Source organism: Methylobacterium sp. WL1, from assembly GCF_008000895.1.
In the GTDB taxonomy this organism is placed as follows: Bacteria; Pseudomonadota; Alphaproteobacteria; order Rhizobiales; family Beijerinckiaceae; genus Methylobacterium.
Map to the genome: position 1 here is coordinate 2,074,064 of NZ_CP042823.1, position 14,376 is coordinate 2,088,439.

A 14,376-nucleotide genomic window follows, 5' to 3' on the forward strand; every position below is an offset into this window, starting at 1 on the left:
ACGATGGCTCGACCGGGGTGTTCCTGTGCCGCGCCGACGCGCCGATGGGGACAGAGACGCGGGGACATCGAGCAGCAACAGGCGCTCCCCATTCTCCGGCCCGAGGGAGGGCGCGCCATGATCGTGTTGCAGTCTGAGGCTCGCGTCGCACGCAGGATCGATGGCGCCCTGCTCGGCGCCGCGATGCTGGCGCTCACCTTCGGCCTGGCAGCGGGCCTGTGGGGCGTGCTCCAGTGAGCTCCGCGCCGGGCGCCGCCCGCTCCACGGCGGACGCGGGAGCATCATCCTGAAAGGCGGCCACCGGTGTTCGGCAAAAAGCCGATGCGCATCAGAAAGCCAGCGTATCGTACCGGTTCCAGTACCCGGCACGATGGGTTAGGCCGGCCCGCGATGGGCCGGCCTGATCTCGATCGCACCGCCGTCGTGCTGATCTGCGCGGGCCTCGTGCTGCTCGCGCTGGCGCAACTGTTGGTCGGGTTCCCGTGATGGGCCGCTGGGTCCTCCGGCGTGGACGGGAGCGGGACCGATGCTGAACCGCGCCGTCGTGGCCGTGACCCTGGTCGCGGTGGCCGCGTTCCTGGTCTACCTGGCGGGTCTCGCCCGCGAGGCCCTGTCGCCGAACCAGACCTACGCGGCCAGCATCGGCCTGACCCTCGATCAATGTGTGACGGCCCAGGACGGCCTCTCGGACGCGGAGGCGCGCGCCTATTGCCGGCGGCCGGTGCCGAAGCGGCCGTGAGGCGCGGATGCGAACGCCGCTCGGGCTCGTCAGGGCCGATGCGGAGGACGAAAGGCCGACCGACGGAAACAGAAGGCCATACTTACTCGGCCTTTTGCCGAATGCGCCAGATCCTTGATGCGAGGCCCTCGCTCGACCGAGCCGGGATCCCTGTCGGCGGCGAGCGCTTGCAGTCCTGAGCGGACCGCGAAGCCATCGACGAGCCGGCGGCCGCCTTCCGGAGCGATGCTTTAGCTGCCGAACTTGTAGTTCAAGCCGAAGCGGCCGAGCACGCCCGCGTTCCGGAAGCGCGCCACGTAGGCGCCGACGCCCGGTCCGACCGCCACGACCGGGACGGTGCGGCGTCCGAAATCGTAGTACAGCGCCTTGCCTCTGAGGGTCACGGCGTTGGTGTGGAAGATATTGAACGCCGAATCGGTAAACAGGGCGAACTCGATGCCGCCGCCGACGGCATAGCCGGTCTCGACGCGCGAGCTGCCGCCGTCTGGAAGACGCCGCGGCAGGTCTCGCCTGCGTAGGCGAAGTCGCCGGTGCCGTACACGAGGGTGCGGTCGAAGGCGTAGCCGACGCGCCCGCGCAGGGTCCCCGAGCGCGTTGCCCATCTGCCGGACCGTGCTGATCCCGCCCAGACGCCCGGTGCTGCTGTTACTAGATCAAAACAAAAGCGTTTCGCGGTGTGGTCAATTTGCTTTCTGCAGTAAATGCGTTCGCAGCGGCGCGATATCGAAGGGTGCCGGCCTGATCGGCGATGCCGATAGTGGGCCGTCGCAGGGTCTATCCAACGCCTCTCATCGTGAGGCCCGCCTCCGCGCCGTCGCAGCCCCGAACGCCGCAAACAACGCCCGGTTGATCGGGTTGGTCGCGGCGTCGTGCTCCGGGTGCCATTGCACGCCCAGGGCGAAGCCCGGCGCGTCGTGGATGCGGATCGCCTCGATGGTGTCGTCCTCGGCGATGCCTTCGATCACGATACGGGCGCCCGGCTTCAAGATGCCCTGGCCGTGCAAGGAGTTCACCCGGATCGTCTCGCACCCGAGCAGCCGCGCGAAGGCGCCGCCCGGGGTGAGGCGGACCGCGTGGCGGTCGGCGAACACCACTTCGAGGTCCGGGTGAATCTCGCCATTCTCGAGCCGTGGCATCCGGTGGTTGAGGCGCCCGGGCAGGTTGCGGATCTCCGGGTGCAGGCTGCCACCGAAGGCGACGTTCATCTCCTGAAACCCGCGGCAGATGCCGAACAGTGGTACGCCCCGCGCCACGCAGGCCTCGATCAGCGGAAGCGCCGTCGCGTCGCGGGCCTCGTCGTAGGGCTCGTGGGCGGGGTCCGCCGCGGTGCTGAACCGGGTTGGATGGACGTTGGCGCGGCCGCCGGTGAGCAGGATGCCGTCGACCGTGTCGAGGAGGTCGCCGAGATCGGTGATCCCGGGGCAGCCGGCGAACATCAGCGGCAGGGCCCCGGCCACTTCGGCCACCGCCCGGAGGTTGTTCTGGCCGACGATCTGTGCCGTGAACCGGTTGTCGAGCAGGCGCGCGTTTCCGATGACGCCGATCACGGGTCTCGCCATCGTCCCGGCCACTCCTTCATCTTGGCCTCGCCGCAGGCCCTGCACCTTGCGGTTGGCTCTACGACCCACGCAAACCCGGCGCCAGTCCCGTCAGACGCCGAGAATGCCCGCGGCCCGGGCCTCCTCGTGCAGCACCTCGGCGACCCGCTCGGGAGCCTCCTCGTGCGCGAGATGGCCGAGCCCCCGGATCAGCGCGACGCGGGCGTCGGGCAAGCGGTCGCGGACCGAGAAGGCGGTGTCGGGTCGGATCGCCTGGTCGTCGCCGCCGACGATCAGCAGGGTCCGGGTCGTGAGCTCCGGCAGCGCCCGGTGCAGGCCGGCGAGATCCCAGTTCGCCATCATGCCCAGCGCCCCGCGGACGTGCCCGGCCCGGGCGAACAGGCGCCTGTAGAGATCGACGCCCTGCGGATCGAGCCGCGAGCCCGTCCCCTCGATCAGCTTTTTGGCCGCCGACCGGTCCGCCGTCCAGGCGAAGATCCTCGGCGTGAACGGGTTGAGGAACAGCAGCCTCGCCATGCCGGGGAACAGCAGGCTCGCCGCCCCGGGCAACGGCGCCAGCGCACCGTTGAATGCCGCGAGCAGGCGCGGCGCGATCGACCCGTCCAGGCACATCCGCGCCAGCACGGCCGCCCCAGCCGAGTGACCGGCCGCCACGATGGGCGGGCGTCCGAGCACGCCCACGAGCCCCGCCACGGCCCTGGCCATGCCGGGCAGCGACAGGTCGGCGTCCGGCAGGGGATCGGTGAAGCCGTGGCCCGGAAGGTCCGGGGCGATGACGAAGAAATCCTGGGCCAGGAGCGGTGCGAGCCCGCGCCAGGAATGGGTGGCCGCCCCGGTCCCGTGCAGGAGCAGCAGCACCGGCGCCTCGGGCCGCCCGAACTCCTGGACATGCCAGCGCAGGCCCGCCGCCTCAACGAAGCGGCTCGCGTCCCGATGCGGCCAATCCCGGCCCTCGACTGCCCAATCGGGCCGGTCGGCGTCGCGGGGCCTCAGCACCGGCCATCGTCCCGCGACGCACCAAAGGTAGCTACATGGATCATGGCTGCGCTATCGTTCTGGGTTGGAATTATTTCGTAAGCCACTGAGAACGCATGCGGAAATCGCATGCCACCGCTGCCACAGCCTGGATTGCTGCGACGCAGCATCGAGAGCATCAAAGGGGCGAACGCAGGCACCGCGCATCTCTCATCGTTGGAACCGGCCATGATCGTCTTCACCTCCTCGACCCATCACTTTGCCGGCTCGACCAACGGCCGCTGGAGCTTCCGAGGCCTGTTCCGCGAGATGCTGAACGCCTGGATGTCCCACAACCAGCGCGTCGCCGATCTCGGGGCCGGCTACCACCTCTGATCCTCGACCGGGTTCGGCCCCGCCCAACCTCTCTGCTCAGAGCGCGACCCGTACCGCGGCGCTGAGCAGGCCGGCATCGGCCCGCGGCAGCACGAGATAGCGGGCCGCCATCGCCTCGGCGACCGCCGGGCGCCTTCGCCCCGGGCCCCGGTATCGATCACCAGGGCCGGCAACCCGGCCGCCCAGACGCCAGCCCGCCTGCAGGGCTTCGGCCCGGCCCGGCCCGGCCGCCTCCCCGAGCGTGCCACGTTGGCGCGTCCGTCAGTCAACAGCACGATGACCGGTCGGCTTCCGCTCCGGCGCACGCCGAGCGCCACGTTGAGTGCCGCATCGATCCCGGCGGCCAGCGGCGTCCCACCCCCGCCCGGCAGGCCGAGAGGCCGCGCTTCGCCCGGGTGAGCGAGCGGGTCGGCGGCAGTACCAGTTCCGCACCGCTGCCGCGGAACGCCACCAGGGCGACCCGGTCGCGCCGGACATACGCCTCGGCCAGCAGCAGCTCGACCGCGCCCTTCGCCTCGGCCAGCCGCTCCAGGGCGGCCGAGCCCGAGGCGTCGACGCAGAACACCGTCGTGGTCTCGGTCCGCTGCCGCAGGATCCGGATCCGCAGGTCGTCCCGCCGGACCACGATCGGGCGGGTTTCCCCTCCGCCCGCCGCAGCGTCTGCCACGGGGCCGCCGCCCGCAGGGTCGCCAGCAGGTCGAGGCGCCCGCGCCGCGGATCGCCCGCCGGCTGCCGATCGGCCGCCCGGCGGGACGCCGGCTGGCCGACCCGCCCGGCCTTCGCGGCCGAGAGCCGTACGCCCCCGCCAGCAACTGATCCAGGAGGTTTGCCGGGATCGCCGTGCGCACCGCATCGAGCACGCGGTCGTCGGCCGCCTCGGCGGGGCGGGATCCGACGTCTTCCGCGGCAGCCTGGTCTTCCGCGGGCGGGGCGGAGGTGGTGCCTCGGCCTCCTCGGGTGGCGCGTCCTCCGGCATGGGCAGCCGCGTGGCCCGCGGCGCCAGGACCAGGCGAGCCGCCATGGTGAGCTCGGCCGCGCCGACCGGGTTCCCGGCTGCCAGGGACCTGGCCACCCGGGCGGCCAGCATTGGCCCGCGCAGGGAGGCGACGCCGAACGCCTCCGACAATCGGCACAGTACGCCGAGCGGGTCGGCTTCCGGGGCGCCGGGATCGGACTCCGGATCGACTTGAGCGGCATCGCAATCCGCGAGCCCGACGCCGCTCAGGTCGATCCGGAAGGCCAGGCGGTCGGCGAGGGACTCCGCCACGGTCTCGTCGCCCTCGCCCTCGTCGAGCAGCACGAGGCCGAAGCGCGCCGGCCGCTCCGACGCGGTACCGTGTCGAGGGCGGCGGCCAGGCGGGCCGCGACGCCGGGGGCAGCCGCTCGGCCATGGGCAGACGATCAGCCCACCATCGCCTCGGCGAGAGCCGGCCCGCGCCATCGGCCGGCCGGCCGCGAGCGTCGCGGCGAGGTCGAGGCCGCCGAGCAGGCCGTCGTCGCCGATGCCCGGCGGCAGCCTCCGCCAGGGCGTGCCTGTGGGAAGCAACGCCCGCAGTCATCGAGCCAGCGGTCGCGCACGGCCGGGCCCCGCCCGCACCACCGCGCCGCCGCATCCGCTCGGGTCCGCGGCCAGGAGGCGTGCGGCGACGCTGGCTTCGAGCCAGGTTTTTTTTGGTGCTTCCGCCTTCCCTCCCCCCTCTGCGGGGGAGGATGGCCCTCGCGTCAGCGAGGGTCGGGAGAGGGGAGCGCCGCTGCCGGAGGAGCCGCGACGGGTCTCGCATTCTGAGCCGACGCGCTGCCCCTCTCGCGGGACTTCGTCCCGGCCCCCTATGCTGCGCAGGGTACCCTCCCCCGTAGCGCGGGGAGGGAGAGACGGCGGCTCCGTCACGAGAACACCTCCGCCAGCGCCCGCTCGACCCGGGCGGTCGAGCCGGATTCGTCCAGCGGATTGCGTCGCAGGCGATGGCGCAGGGCGGCCGGGGCGACCCGGCGGATGTGGTCGTCCGTGACCGACCCGGCGCCGTCGAGGGCCGCCAAGGCCCGGGCCGTGCGCATCAGGGTCAGCTCGCCGCGCAAGCCGTCGGTGCCGAGCGCCAGGCAAAGCTGAGCGGCGCGCTCCAGCGCCGAATCCGGCACCGTCAGGCCCGGCAGGCGTTCCCGGGCCAACAGGATCTTCTTCCGGATGGCGGCCTCGTCCCGGGCGCGGGCGGCACAGAACCCCTCGGGGTCGCGCTCGTAGGCGTCGCGGGCGCGCACCACCGCGATCCGGGTGGCGATGTCCCGCGGGGTCACGACCTCGCAGGCCAGCCCGAACCGGTCGAGCAGCTGCGGGCGCAACTCCCCCTCTTCCGGGTTGCCGGAGCCGACCAAGACGAACTTGGCGGGGTGGCGCAAGCTGAGGCCCTCCCGCTCCACGGTGTTGATCCCGGAGGCCGCCACGTCGAGGAGGAGATCCACCAGGTGGTCCTCGAGGAGGTTCACTTCGTCAATATACAAAAAACCGCGATTGGCCCGGGCCAGCAGGCCCGGCTCGAACGCCTTCACGCCGGCGCCGAGCGCCCGCTCCAGATCGAGGGTGCCGACCACCCGGTCCTCGGTGGCGCCGAGCGGCAGGTCCACCACCGGCACCGCCGTCTTGTGACTCTTGCGCGGGCCCGGCGTGGCCGCGCAGTGCGGGCAGGCTTCGGCCGGGCTGTCGGGGTCGCACCGGTACGGGCAGCCGACCACCGCCCGCATCGGCGGCAGCAGGGCAGCCAGCGCCCGGATCGCCGTGGACTTCCCCGTGCCGCGGTCGCCGAACACCAGCACGCCGCCGATGGAGGGATCCACGGCGGCGATCAGCAGCGCCTGGCGCATCTCGTCCTGCGCGACGATGGCCGAGAAGGGGAAGGTTGGCACGCGGTGACTCGATGCTACTGGGGAATCCGATCCACCCCCCTCATCCTGAGGTGCCGAAGCGCAGCGAAGGCCTCGAACGAGACCTCCGGGGATCGGGTCGCCGGCTTGAAGGCTCCGTCGACGCCCGCTCGCGCGGGCTCTCAGGATGCGGGAGCGGGTGGGAGAAGGGAACCGCTACTCCGCCGCCTTCTGCCGGAGCCCAATCCGCGCCCAGATCGTGGAGAGCGCCCCGACCAGATTGGCGATATCCGCGTCCGTGTGCAGCGGCGACGGGGTGATCCGGAGGCGCTCGGTGCCGCGGGCCACCGTCGGGTAGTTGATCGGCTGCACGTAGATGCCGAACTCGTCGAGCAGGGTGTCGGAGATCGCCTTGCACAGCACGGGATCGCAGACCATCACCGGCACGATGTGGCTGTCGTTGGGCAGGACCGGGATGTCGGCGGCCTCCAGGGCGGTCCGGACCTTGGCGCAGCGCTCCTGATGGCGCGCCCGCTCGGTGCCGCTGGCCTTGAGATGGCGGATCGAGGCCGCGGCGCCCGCCGCCACCGCGGGGGGCAGCGAGGTGGTGAAGATGAAGCCGGAGGCGAAGCTGCGCACGAAGTCGCACAGCTTCTCCGAGGCGGTGATGTAGCCGCCGTGCACGCCGAACGCCTTACCCAGCGTCCCCTCGATCACGTCGAGGCGGTGGGCGACGCCGTCGCGCTCCGAGATTCCGCCGCCACGGGCGCCGTAGAGGCCGACCGCGTGGACCTCGTCGAGATAGGTGAGCGCCCCATGGGCCTCGGCCACGTCGCAGATTTCTTCGAGGGGGGCGATGTCGCCGTCCATCGAGTACACGGATTCGAACGCGACGAGCTTCGGCCGGGCCGGATCGACCAAGGCGAGCTTCCGGTTCAGATCCTCCGGATCGTTGTGACGAAAAATGTGGCGTTCGGCCCGGGAGAACCGGATGCCCTCGATCATCGACGCGTGGTTCTCGGAATCGGAGAAGACCGCGCAGTTCGGCAGGCGCGACGCCAGGGTCCCGAGCGCCGCCCAGTTCGAGACGTAGCCGGAGGTGAACAGCAGGGCCGCCTCCTTGCGGTGGAGGTCGGCGAGCTCCTGCTCCAGCAGCACGTGATAGTGGTTGGTGCCGGAGATGTTGCGGGTGCCCCCGGCCCCGGCGCCGCAGCGGTCGATCGCCTCGTGCATCGCCCCGGTAACCGTGGGGTGCTGGCCCATGCCGAGATAGTCGTTCGAGCACCAGACCGTGACCGGGCGCGTGCCGGCCGGGTGGTGGTGCGTGGCGTGCGGGAAGTTGCCGGCGTGGCGCTCGAGATCGGTGAAGACCCGGTAGCGCCCTTCGCGGTGGAGACCGGCGATCTCGGCTCCGAAGAAGGTCTCGTAGTCCATGTCGCCTCTCCCCGATGGGTTCGCGGGTTGCCCCCGCCTGTGTGGTTGGATTTCGCACGCGACCAGTTCCAAACTGGTGCGCGCGCGAACTCCCGTTGTGATGCCCGGGTCTACCCGTTGTCCCGCGGCCGTGCCGCGCCGTCCGGCCCGCGGGCCGGCAGACTCCACCGCCACAATTCGGCCGAGGGCAGCGGCAGCATCAGGAACCAGTGTTCGAGCGTCGCCAGCGCCATCAGGGTCGCCAGCACGGTGAAACCGATCAGTTCGTGCGCCAGCAGGTCCGGACCGAGCGCCGCCCGCCCGAGCAGCCCCGCCGCGATCGTGCCGAGGCTCACCGAGACCGGGAACAGCAGGTTCATCGGCTTGCGCGACAGGTAGCAGGCCAGGTAGCCGAGGTGATCAGGCAGGAACTCGGCGTGCAGGTTGCGCACCCCGAGGAACAGGTTCAACCGCGCCGACAGGTTCATCACCACCAGCGCGCCGTAGGTCCATAACGCGATGGTGTTGGCCCCGCCCCAGACCAGCGCCAGGATCGCCAGGCCGCCGATCACGATGGCGAATTCGTGCCACAGGCTGGTGGCGAGCGCAGCCAGGAACCGGTCGAAACCGCGCAGGCCCGGCGCGCAGGCGAACGGCTTCGGGCCCGACAGGAAGCCCATGTAATAGCTCATCTCCTGCCAGCCCCAGACCACCAGGGCCGCCGTGAAGGCCGTGTAGGCCCCTGCGGCGCTGGTATCCTGGGCGCTGGTACGGATCGCCACCAGGGCGCCGGCAAGCAGCAGCGTCGCGCCGGCCATGCTCCAGGGATGCGTGCGCCGCGGCGCATGGTCGAGCAGCAGGATCAGCCCGGTGGAGAACCACCAGAGCAGAAGCGCGTAGACCACCGGCGCGGCGTAGGTCGCCATTCTACCAGACCGGCTGGAGGCGGATGTCGGCCGGCAATGCGTTCGCCTTCACCGGCAGGAGATAGAGCCGGACGAAGGTGGCGGCCGCGCGCAGCACCTGGACCCCGTGCTTCAGCTTGCCCAGGACGCTGCCCTGAGCCCGGGCTTCCGCGATCGCCCGGGAGCAGGCCAGCAGCGTCTCCAGCCCGGCGTGGAACGTCGGGTTGTCGAGATCGAGCTCCAGCGGGAAGGTCTGCCGCGAGATCTCGGAGGTGATGCGGAAGACCCTGTAATCGTAGTCGGTCGGATCGACCCCGAGCGCGGCGTGGAAGGCCGGGCGGTGATGGTCGCGCACGTACATCGTGGCGAAGACCGCGAGCAGGAAGAACCGGATCCAGTAGCGATTGATGCCGCTGGTCAGCTTGGGGTTGGCGCGCATCAGCAGCGCGAACGCCTCGCCATGGCGGAACTCGTCGTTGCACCACAGCTCGAACCACTTGAAGATTGGGTGGATGCGCCGCTCCGGGTGCTTCTCCAGCTCGCGGAAGATCGTGATGTAGCGGGCGTAGCCGATCTTTTCGGACAGGTACGTCGCGTAGAAGATGAACTTCGGCCGGAAAAACGTGTATTTTTTCGACTTGGTGAGGAAGCCCAGGTCCACGCCGATGCCGAAATCCTTCAGCGTGTCGTTGATGAAGCCGGCGTGGCGCGCCTCGTCACGGCTCATGAAGCCGAACAGCTCCTTGATGTCCTTGTTCTTGGCGCGCTTCCTCATCTCGGCGTAAAGCACGCAGCCGGAGAACTCGGCGGTGATCGACGAAACCAGGAAATCCAGAAACTCCTTCCGCAGCTCGGGCTCCATCTGCGACAGGTCGCAGTCGAAGTCGGCGTTGCGGGTGAAGTGGCGCTTGTTGGGGTCGTCGCGCAACTCGGCGATGAGCAGGTCCCAGTCCCGGCGCACGGGCTCGACATCGGTGCGGTCGAGTTCGACGAAATCGGTGGTGTAGAAGCGCGGGCTCAGGAAGGTCGTCTCCTGCGCGGCCTTGGTCGATTCGTTGACCGGTGTTTTCGGGACCGGCTGGCCGGAGAGCGGCGGGACAGGAGCGTTCACAGCTTCCTCCTCTCGGAAAAACTGACCTCGTAGAGTTCGGTCAGTTCGAGATGGGCGACGAGCTTGGTCCAGGCCCGCTCGAGCGGGCCGGCCCGGGTGACGGTGGCGGTGCGGCGGACGGTGAGCCGCTCGCCATAGGGCACGGAGGTCGGCGCGTCGTGGACCTGGACCTCGTCGCCGGGCTCGATCTCGAAGCCGGAATCCAGGGTCACGTGCGCGTGCAGGCTCTCGGGCGTCTGCTCGATCTCGACCGTGCAGGGCACGGTGACGGTGCGGCTCCCAAACAGGCCCATCAGCGGGTCTCCGTCGTGGCGGCGGCGAGCAGCCGGGCGAAGGCGCCGGCATTGGTCGGGCCGAACGCCTCTAGCGGCACCCGGCGGCCGGTGGCGTCGTCCGCGAGCGAGAGACGGCCGTCGTCGTAGCGGGTCAGGCTGAACGGCTGTTCCTGGCCGAGGCCATCGCGCTGGCGGGCCTGGGCCAGGCCCCGCAGCGTCCCGCGCAGAAAGCCGTCCTCGCCGGGGCGGATCCAGGCGACGATGTGCCGGTCGGCGGCGTTGCGCAGTGCGATCGACCCGTCGACCTGGTCCTCGGCGCGGAATTCGAGCCGCTCGACGGGCTTGGCCGGCGGCAGGGCAATCATGCCGATGCCTTCGCTGCGCCCGATCAGGACGGCCAGCATGGAGAAGCCCATCAGCGCGCCGGCGCCGATCATCAGCAGAGCCGGTGCCGGTCCGGCTGCCGAGCTTTTGGCCCGGCCGACGCTCTCCGCCCGATCGCCCATCGCGCCTCTCCCTACTCGGCCGCGACGAGGCGGCCGGGATTGTCTTGGACCGCCCGCGGACGCGGGACGATCATGGGCCGTACCGTCTGAGACGCCTCGGCATGGGCCTCGATCGCCCGCGCCAGGACCATCGCAACCGCATCCGCATCAGGCACGGATCGCAGCATGGGCTGAGTCCGGCCGAGACGCCAGGGCCGGGCATGCGGCCACAGCTGAAGGTAGGCGATGCGGAGGCCCGGCCGCAACTGGAGCGGCAAGTCTCCGCTCCCGTCCGTGAAGGCACGCAACGCCGCACCCTCAATCTGGGCGAAGGGCACGTTGTGGGTCACCGGCAGGGCGATCCCAGCCTGCAGCACCACCCGGCGGTTGGTGATCGTGTAGACCGTGGTGCGGTGGGTCAGCCAGGCGAACAGACGCAGAAGGGCCAATCCGACCGCGCCGACCACCAGCGTCGGCCCCACGGTGGAGAGCGCCGCCGCGGGCGAGCCGGCGCTGATCCCAAAGGCCAGGGCGCAGGCGGCGAACCAGGCGGCGACCAGGCGGGCGTGATAGATCCGGACCAGTGCCCCCGCGGTGGTCGGCGCGCCCTGCCACAGGATGCGCTCGCCCGCAGGAAGCGGGCCCGGCAACCCGCGCGGGGTGCCCTCGGGCAGGAAATCGCCGCTCATAGCAGGGGCTCCGCCCGGGCCGGGGTGGCGTAGAGCGTGCCGGCACCGAAATAGGCCATGATCCGCTCCTCCTCCAGGAAGGTGATGCTGTCGGGATCCCGCGTCGCCGGGATGTCGGCGAACTGGTCGGCGAGCAGGGCTTCGGACTTCACCGTCTTGGTGAAGCCGCCGGCCCGGCAGAACGCGGACGGCATCAGCCGGCGTCCGCCCGCGGGCAATTCGACCTCGTAGTAGCGAATCAGCGATTCGCCGCGGTCGATCCAGACATCGCTGACCACGCCCGCCACCCCGTTATCGGTGCCGAACACGGTCATGCCGATCGGGTTCGGACCGTCCTCGTGGACGACGAACGCGGTGGCGACCCGCAGGGGCACGATCCGCTTCTCGTCGTCCCAGGTCCTGTCGTGCACGTCGTGGCGGACGACCCAGGAACCGGGGCCGACGCCGGCCTGGAGCGACGTTTCGGTCCGCTCGTACGGCGCGCCGGGCCAGGGCTCGACCTTGCGGGCCGGGATCCCGGTCTCGATGTCGTCGCGGCCCTGCATCGCCTGCGGCGCGTAAGTGGTCTCGCCGCCCGGCAGGTGGAACGCCTTGGAGCGCGGGATCAGGACCGGGTCCGGCGCCTTGCGACGGCCGACGATCTCGTTCTCCAACGGGTAGCCCTCCCGGCGATCCTCCCGGCGCAGCCAGAACACCAAGCCGGCGAAGAAGATGAAGAAGGCGTAGAGCACGACCTGGGCGACGTCGACGTAACCCGTAATGGCGCCGGTTGGCATGGTTGTCCTCCCCGAGTCTCAGGCCGTCCGTTCGGCAAGGGTGCCGCCGAGGCGATCTCGAACCGTTGCACGCGCGTCCTCCCGCACGAGCGGACCCAGGGCGATCAGGGCCGCGAACAGGAGGGCGATCTCGATGTGGTAGACGATGAGGTAGCCGATCGCGGGCTCGTTCATGCCCTCGCCGAGCACCCCCGACTGGGCGATGGCGCCGCCGACGTCGCGTACCACGCCGCTGGCGGCGATCGAGAGGCCGGCTGCGGTCGCCTGCACGGCGCCCCAGGCGCCGAGCGCCAGCCCGGTATCCTCGGGCCCGGCCCGGTTCATTGAGGCGGTGAGCGTGCCGTGGGCGAACAGGCCGCCGCCCAGGCCGATCAGGCTCACACCGGCCGCGAACAGGTCGGCCGAAGCCAGCGGCGCCGCAAAGACCACCGCCGAGAACGCCAGGATGCCGATGCCGACGCCCACCGCCGAAACCCGGAACGGGTCGCCGCCGCGCCCGAGCCAGCGGGCGGCGATCAGCAGGCCAAGCCCGCCGCCGGCGGCGAGCAGCGCGGTCAACGCCGTGGTCGCCCCGACCGAAAGGTGCAGGATCTGGCCGCCATAGGGCTCCAGCAGGATGTCCTGCATCGAGAACCCGGCGGTGCCCAGCCCGATCGCCACGAGGCGCCGCCGCGCGGCACCTTGCCCGGCATAGTCGCGCCAGGAGGAGCGGAAGTCCCGTGTGGGAGCGGTCCGGCTCCGGTTCGGGTCGCGCGGCTCCTGCTTCCACAGGGCAATCCCGTTCAGCACGATGGTGACCAGGGCCGCGCCCTGGATCACCTGGATCAGCCGCACGGGGGAGAAGTGGGCCAGGAACAGCCCGAACAGCAGGGCACTCGCCATCATGCCGAACAGCAGGGCGACGCAGAGCAGGGCCACCACCTTGGGCCGGGCATGCGCGGGGGCGAGGTCGGTGGCGAGGGCGAGACCAACGGTCTGGGTGGTGTGCAGACCGGCCCCGACCAGCAGGAACGCGAAGGCCGCCGCCACGTCCCCGACCCAGAGCGGGCCGGTGGTGTCGCCGGACAGGATCAGCAGCGCGAACGGCATGATCGCCAGGCCGCCGAACTGGAGCAGGGTGCCGAACCAGATATACGGCACCCGCCGCCAGCCCAGAACCGAGCGGTGCGTGTCCGAGCGAAACCCGACCAGGGCCCGCAACGGCGCGAAGATCAGCGGCAGGGCCAGCATCACGGCGACGATCCAGGCCGGAACGCCGAGCTCGACGATCATCACCCGGTTGAGCGTGCCGATCAGCAGCACCGCCGCCATGCCGACCGTGACCTGGAACAGCGCGAGCCGCAGCAGACGCCCCATCGGCAGCTCGACAGTGGCGGCATCCGCGAAGGGCAGGATCGCCGGGCCGAGGCGCATCAGGGCGTGGGTGAGTTTCCGGGAGGCGGTCCTCATGACGACGCCCCGGGCCGGGCCGCGTCCCCGCGTTCGCAAGGCGTGGACGGGCGCGTCCGTGTCAGCGCCACCGCGTTCGACAGGTAGAACCCGCTGTTGACCCTGTGACTCCGCGCCCAGGCGAACCCGTCGAGCGCCGGCTCCGAAGAGATGCGCCGCCGGAGCCCGCCCTCCGTCACCGGAACGATCGCCGGCGAGCGGTCGCCGCGGGGAAAGAACTGCCCGGCCGCGTGCATCAGGGTCAGCAGCGCCGTGCGGGGCGCCACCGTGAACAGCACCGAGCCGTCGGTGCGGGCGCCTAGGAGAGCGAGCGCCCGGACGATGTCGGCGGCGCGGTAATGGATCAGCGAATCCATCGCCACCACGTGGTCGAAGCGGCCGAGGTCCGGGTCGAGCATGTCGCCGACGCGGAAATCGATCCGGCCGGCGCCGGGGATCGCCGGCAGGCGCTCCCGTGCGAGCTCGACCAGGGTCGGCGAGACGTCGATGGCGACCACTTCGGCGCCGCGCCGTGCAGCCTCGACGCTGAGCGCCCCGGTGCCGCAGCCGGCATCGAGCAGGCGCAGGCCGGTCATGTCGGCGGGCAGCCAAGAGAGCAGCGTTCCGCGCATCGCGTCCCGGCCGGCCCGCACGGTGGCGCGGATCCGGCTCACCGGCGCATCGGAGGTCAGGCGCGACCAGGCCTCGACCGCGGTGCGGTCGAAATAGGTGGTCAGTTCGCCCCGTCTTGTGTCGTAGCTCGCGCCCGCCATCAGTCGAACCCCAATCT

At 71.0% G+C, this 14,376-nt stretch carries 17 protein-coding genes; 3 read left to right on the forward strand and 14 right to left on the reverse strand.

The genetic code is table 11. The annotated features are described in order from the left end of the window. Window positions 1-303: 303 nt before the first annotated feature. Together FVA80_RS10230 and FVA80_RS10235 are read left to right on the forward strand one after the other, a co-directional pair. Window positions 304-486, forward strand: coding sequence for a hypothetical protein (locus tag FVA80_RS10230; protein WP_147909061.1), 183 nt, complete (start codon window positions 304-306; stop codon window positions 484-486). Between the two features lie 40 nt (window positions 487-526). After that, window positions 527-739, forward strand: coding sequence for a hypothetical protein (locus FVA80_RS10235; RefSeq protein WP_147909062.1), 213 nt, complete (start codon window positions 527-529; stop codon window positions 737-739). Window positions 740-969: 230 nt separating this feature from the next. On the opposite strand, the gene FVA80_RS10240 is transcribed toward FVA80_RS10235, so the two are convergent. The 3 genes from FVA80_RS10240 to bchO all read right to left on the reverse strand — a co-directional run bounded on the left by FVA80_RS10240 (window position 970) and on the right by bchO (window position 3,294). Further along, on the reverse strand, window positions 970-1,341 hold the full coding sequence (locus FVA80_RS10240) for a hypothetical protein (RefSeq protein WP_147909063.1): 372 nt from the start codon (window positions 1,339-1,341) through the stop codon (window positions 970-972). 186 nt (window positions 1,342-1,527) lie between these two features. Next, window positions 1,528-2,298, reverse strand: a complete 771-nt coding sequence (locus FVA80_RS10245; protein WP_147909064.1) for a gamma-glutamyl-gamma-aminobutyrate hydrolase family protein — start codon at window positions 2,296-2,298, stop codon at window positions 1,528-1,530. 90 nt (window positions 2,299-2,388) lie between these two features. Beyond that, window positions 2,389-3,294 carry an alpha/beta fold hydrolase BchO gene (bchO, locus tag FVA80_RS10250; RefSeq protein WP_147909065.1) on the reverse strand — a complete coding sequence of 302 codons (906 nt, stop codon included), beginning with the start codon at window positions 3,292-3,294 and terminating at the stop codon, window positions 2,389-2,391. A gap of 207 nt (window positions 3,295-3,501) precedes the next feature. Between bchO and FVA80_RS30455 the strand changes: the two genes are divergently transcribed. Beyond that, complete coding sequence (locus FVA80_RS30455) at window positions 3,502-3,648, forward strand: hypothetical protein (RefSeq protein ID WP_187193642.1); 147 nt, start codon at window positions 3,502-3,504, stop codon at window positions 3,646-3,648. Window positions 3,649-3,913: 265 nt separating this feature from the next. Here the strand turns inward: FVA80_RS30455 and FVA80_RS10255 are convergent, their stop codons facing one another. The 11 genes from FVA80_RS10255 to bchM all read right to left on the reverse strand — a co-directional run bounded on the left by FVA80_RS10255 (window position 3,914) and on the right by bchM (window position 14,359). Next, window positions 3,914-5,194 carry a VWA domain-containing protein gene (locus tag FVA80_RS10255; RefSeq protein WP_246692345.1) on the reverse strand — a complete coding sequence of 427 codons (1,281 nt, stop codon included), beginning with the start codon at window positions 5,192-5,194 and terminating at the stop codon, window positions 3,914-3,916. A gap of 338 nt (window positions 5,195-5,532) precedes the next feature. After that, window positions 5,533-6,546, reverse strand: a complete 1,014-nt coding sequence (gene bchI / locus FVA80_RS10260; RefSeq protein WP_147909149.1) for a magnesium chelatase ATPase subunit I — start codon at window positions 6,544-6,546, stop codon at window positions 5,533-5,535. 174 nt (window positions 6,547-6,720) lie between these two features. Further along, window positions 6,721-7,938: a 5-aminolevulinate synthase gene (gene hemA / locus FVA80_RS10265; RefSeq protein ID WP_147909148.1), complete on the reverse strand. Its 1,218-nt coding sequence runs from the start codon at window positions 7,936-7,938 to the stop codon at window positions 6,721-6,723. Between the two features lie 110 nt (window positions 7,939-8,048). Beyond that, the gene (gene puhE, locus FVA80_RS10270) at window positions 8,049-8,843 is read right to left on the reverse strand and encodes a putative photosynthetic complex assembly protein PuhE (protein ID WP_147909147.1); all 795 of its coding nucleotides are present in this window, start codon (window positions 8,841-8,843) and stop codon (window positions 8,049-8,051) included. Window position 8,844: 1 nt separating this feature from the next. Continuing rightward, window positions 8,845-9,933 (reverse strand): magnesium-protoporphyrin IX monomethyl ester (oxidative) cyclase, encoded by a 1,089-nt coding sequence (gene acsF, locus FVA80_RS10275; RefSeq protein WP_147909146.1) that lies wholly within the window; start codon window positions 9,931-9,933, stop codon window positions 8,845-8,847. After that, window positions 9,930-10,226 carry a hypothetical protein gene (locus FVA80_RS10280; protein ID WP_147854059.1) on the reverse strand — a complete coding sequence of 99 codons (297 nt, stop codon included), beginning with the start codon at window positions 10,224-10,226 and terminating at the stop codon, window positions 9,930-9,932. The genes acsF and FVA80_RS10280 overlap by 4 nt, the downstream gene beginning before the upstream one ends. Further along, window positions 10,226-10,714: a photosynthetic complex assembly protein PuhC gene (gene puhC / locus FVA80_RS10285; RefSeq protein ID WP_147909145.1), complete on the reverse strand. Its 489-nt coding sequence runs from the start codon at window positions 10,712-10,714 to the stop codon at window positions 10,226-10,228. The genes FVA80_RS10280 and puhC overlap by 1 nt, the downstream gene beginning before the upstream one ends. A gap of 11 nt (window positions 10,715-10,725) precedes the next feature. Beyond that, window positions 10,726-11,382 (reverse strand): photosynthetic complex putative assembly protein PuhB, encoded by a 657-nt coding sequence (puhB, locus tag FVA80_RS10290; protein ID WP_147909144.1) that lies wholly within the window; start codon window positions 11,380-11,382, stop codon window positions 10,726-10,728. Then, a complete protein-coding gene (gene puhA, locus FVA80_RS10295; RefSeq protein WP_147909143.1) occupies window positions 11,379-12,158 on the reverse strand; it encodes a photosynthetic reaction center subunit H in 780 nt (259 codons plus the stop codon). Before puhA ends, puhB begins: the two co-directional genes overlap by 4 nt. A gap of 18 nt (window positions 12,159-12,176) precedes the next feature. Next, window positions 12,177-13,607 carry a BCD family MFS transporter gene (locus FVA80_RS10300; RefSeq protein WP_147909142.1) on the reverse strand — a complete coding sequence of 477 codons (1,431 nt, stop codon included), beginning with the start codon at window positions 13,605-13,607 and terminating at the stop codon, window positions 12,177-12,179. Beyond that, window positions 13,604-14,359, reverse strand: a complete 756-nt coding sequence (gene bchM / locus FVA80_RS10305) for a magnesium protoporphyrin IX methyltransferase (RefSeq protein WP_147909141.1) — start codon at window positions 14,357-14,359, stop codon at window positions 13,604-13,606. Before bchM ends, FVA80_RS10300 begins: the two co-directional genes overlap by 4 nt. Window positions 14,360-14,376 lie beyond the last annotated feature (17 nt).

Bases quoted from the DNA above. Each gene is read 5' to 3' on its own strand.
- hemA (WP_147909148.1), bottom strand. From the start codon at position 7,938: ATGGACTACGAGACCTTCTTCGGAGCCGAGATCGCCGGTCTCCACCGC.
- FVA80_RS10245 (WP_147909064.1), bottom strand. From the start codon at position 2,298: ATGGCGAGACCCGTGATCGGCGTCATCGGAAACGCGCGCCTGCTCGAC.
- FVA80_RS10280 (WP_147854059.1), bottom strand. From the start codon at position 10,226: ATGGGCCTGTTTGGGAGCCGCACCGTCACCGTGCCCTGCACGGTCGAG.
- puhA (WP_147909143.1), bottom strand. From the start codon at position 12,158: ATGCCAACCGGCGCCATTACGGGTTACGTCGACGTCGCCCAGGTCGTG.
- puhE (WP_147909147.1), bottom strand. From the start codon at position 8,843: ATGGCGACCTACGCCGCGCCGGTGGTCTACGCGCTTCTGCTCTGGTGG.
- puhC (WP_147909145.1), bottom strand. From the start codon at position 10,714: ATGGGCGATCGGGCGGAGAGCGTCGGCCGGGCCAAAAGCTCGGCAGCC.
- bchM (WP_147909141.1), bottom strand. From the start codon at position 14,359: ATGGCGGGCGCGAGCTACGACACAAGACGGGGCGAACTGACCACCTAT.
- FVA80_RS10235 (WP_147909062.1), top strand. From the start codon at position 527: ATGCTGAACCGCGCCGTCGTGGCCGTGACCCTGGTCGCGGTGGCCGCG.
- puhB (WP_147909144.1), bottom strand. From the start codon at position 11,382: ATGAGCGGCGATTTCCTGCCCGAGGGCACCCCGCGCGGGTTGCCGGGC.
- FVA80_RS10300 (WP_147909142.1), bottom strand. From the start codon at position 13,607: ATGAGGACCGCCTCCCGGAAACTCACCCACGCCCTGATGCGCCTCGGC.
- FVA80_RS30455 (WP_187193642.1), top strand. From the start codon at position 3,502: ATGATCGTCTTCACCTCCTCGACCCATCACTTTGCCGGCTCGACCAAC.
- FVA80_RS10240 (WP_147909063.1), bottom strand. From the start codon at position 1,341: ATGGGCAACGCGCTCGGGGACCCTGCGCGGGCGCGTCGGCTACGCCTT.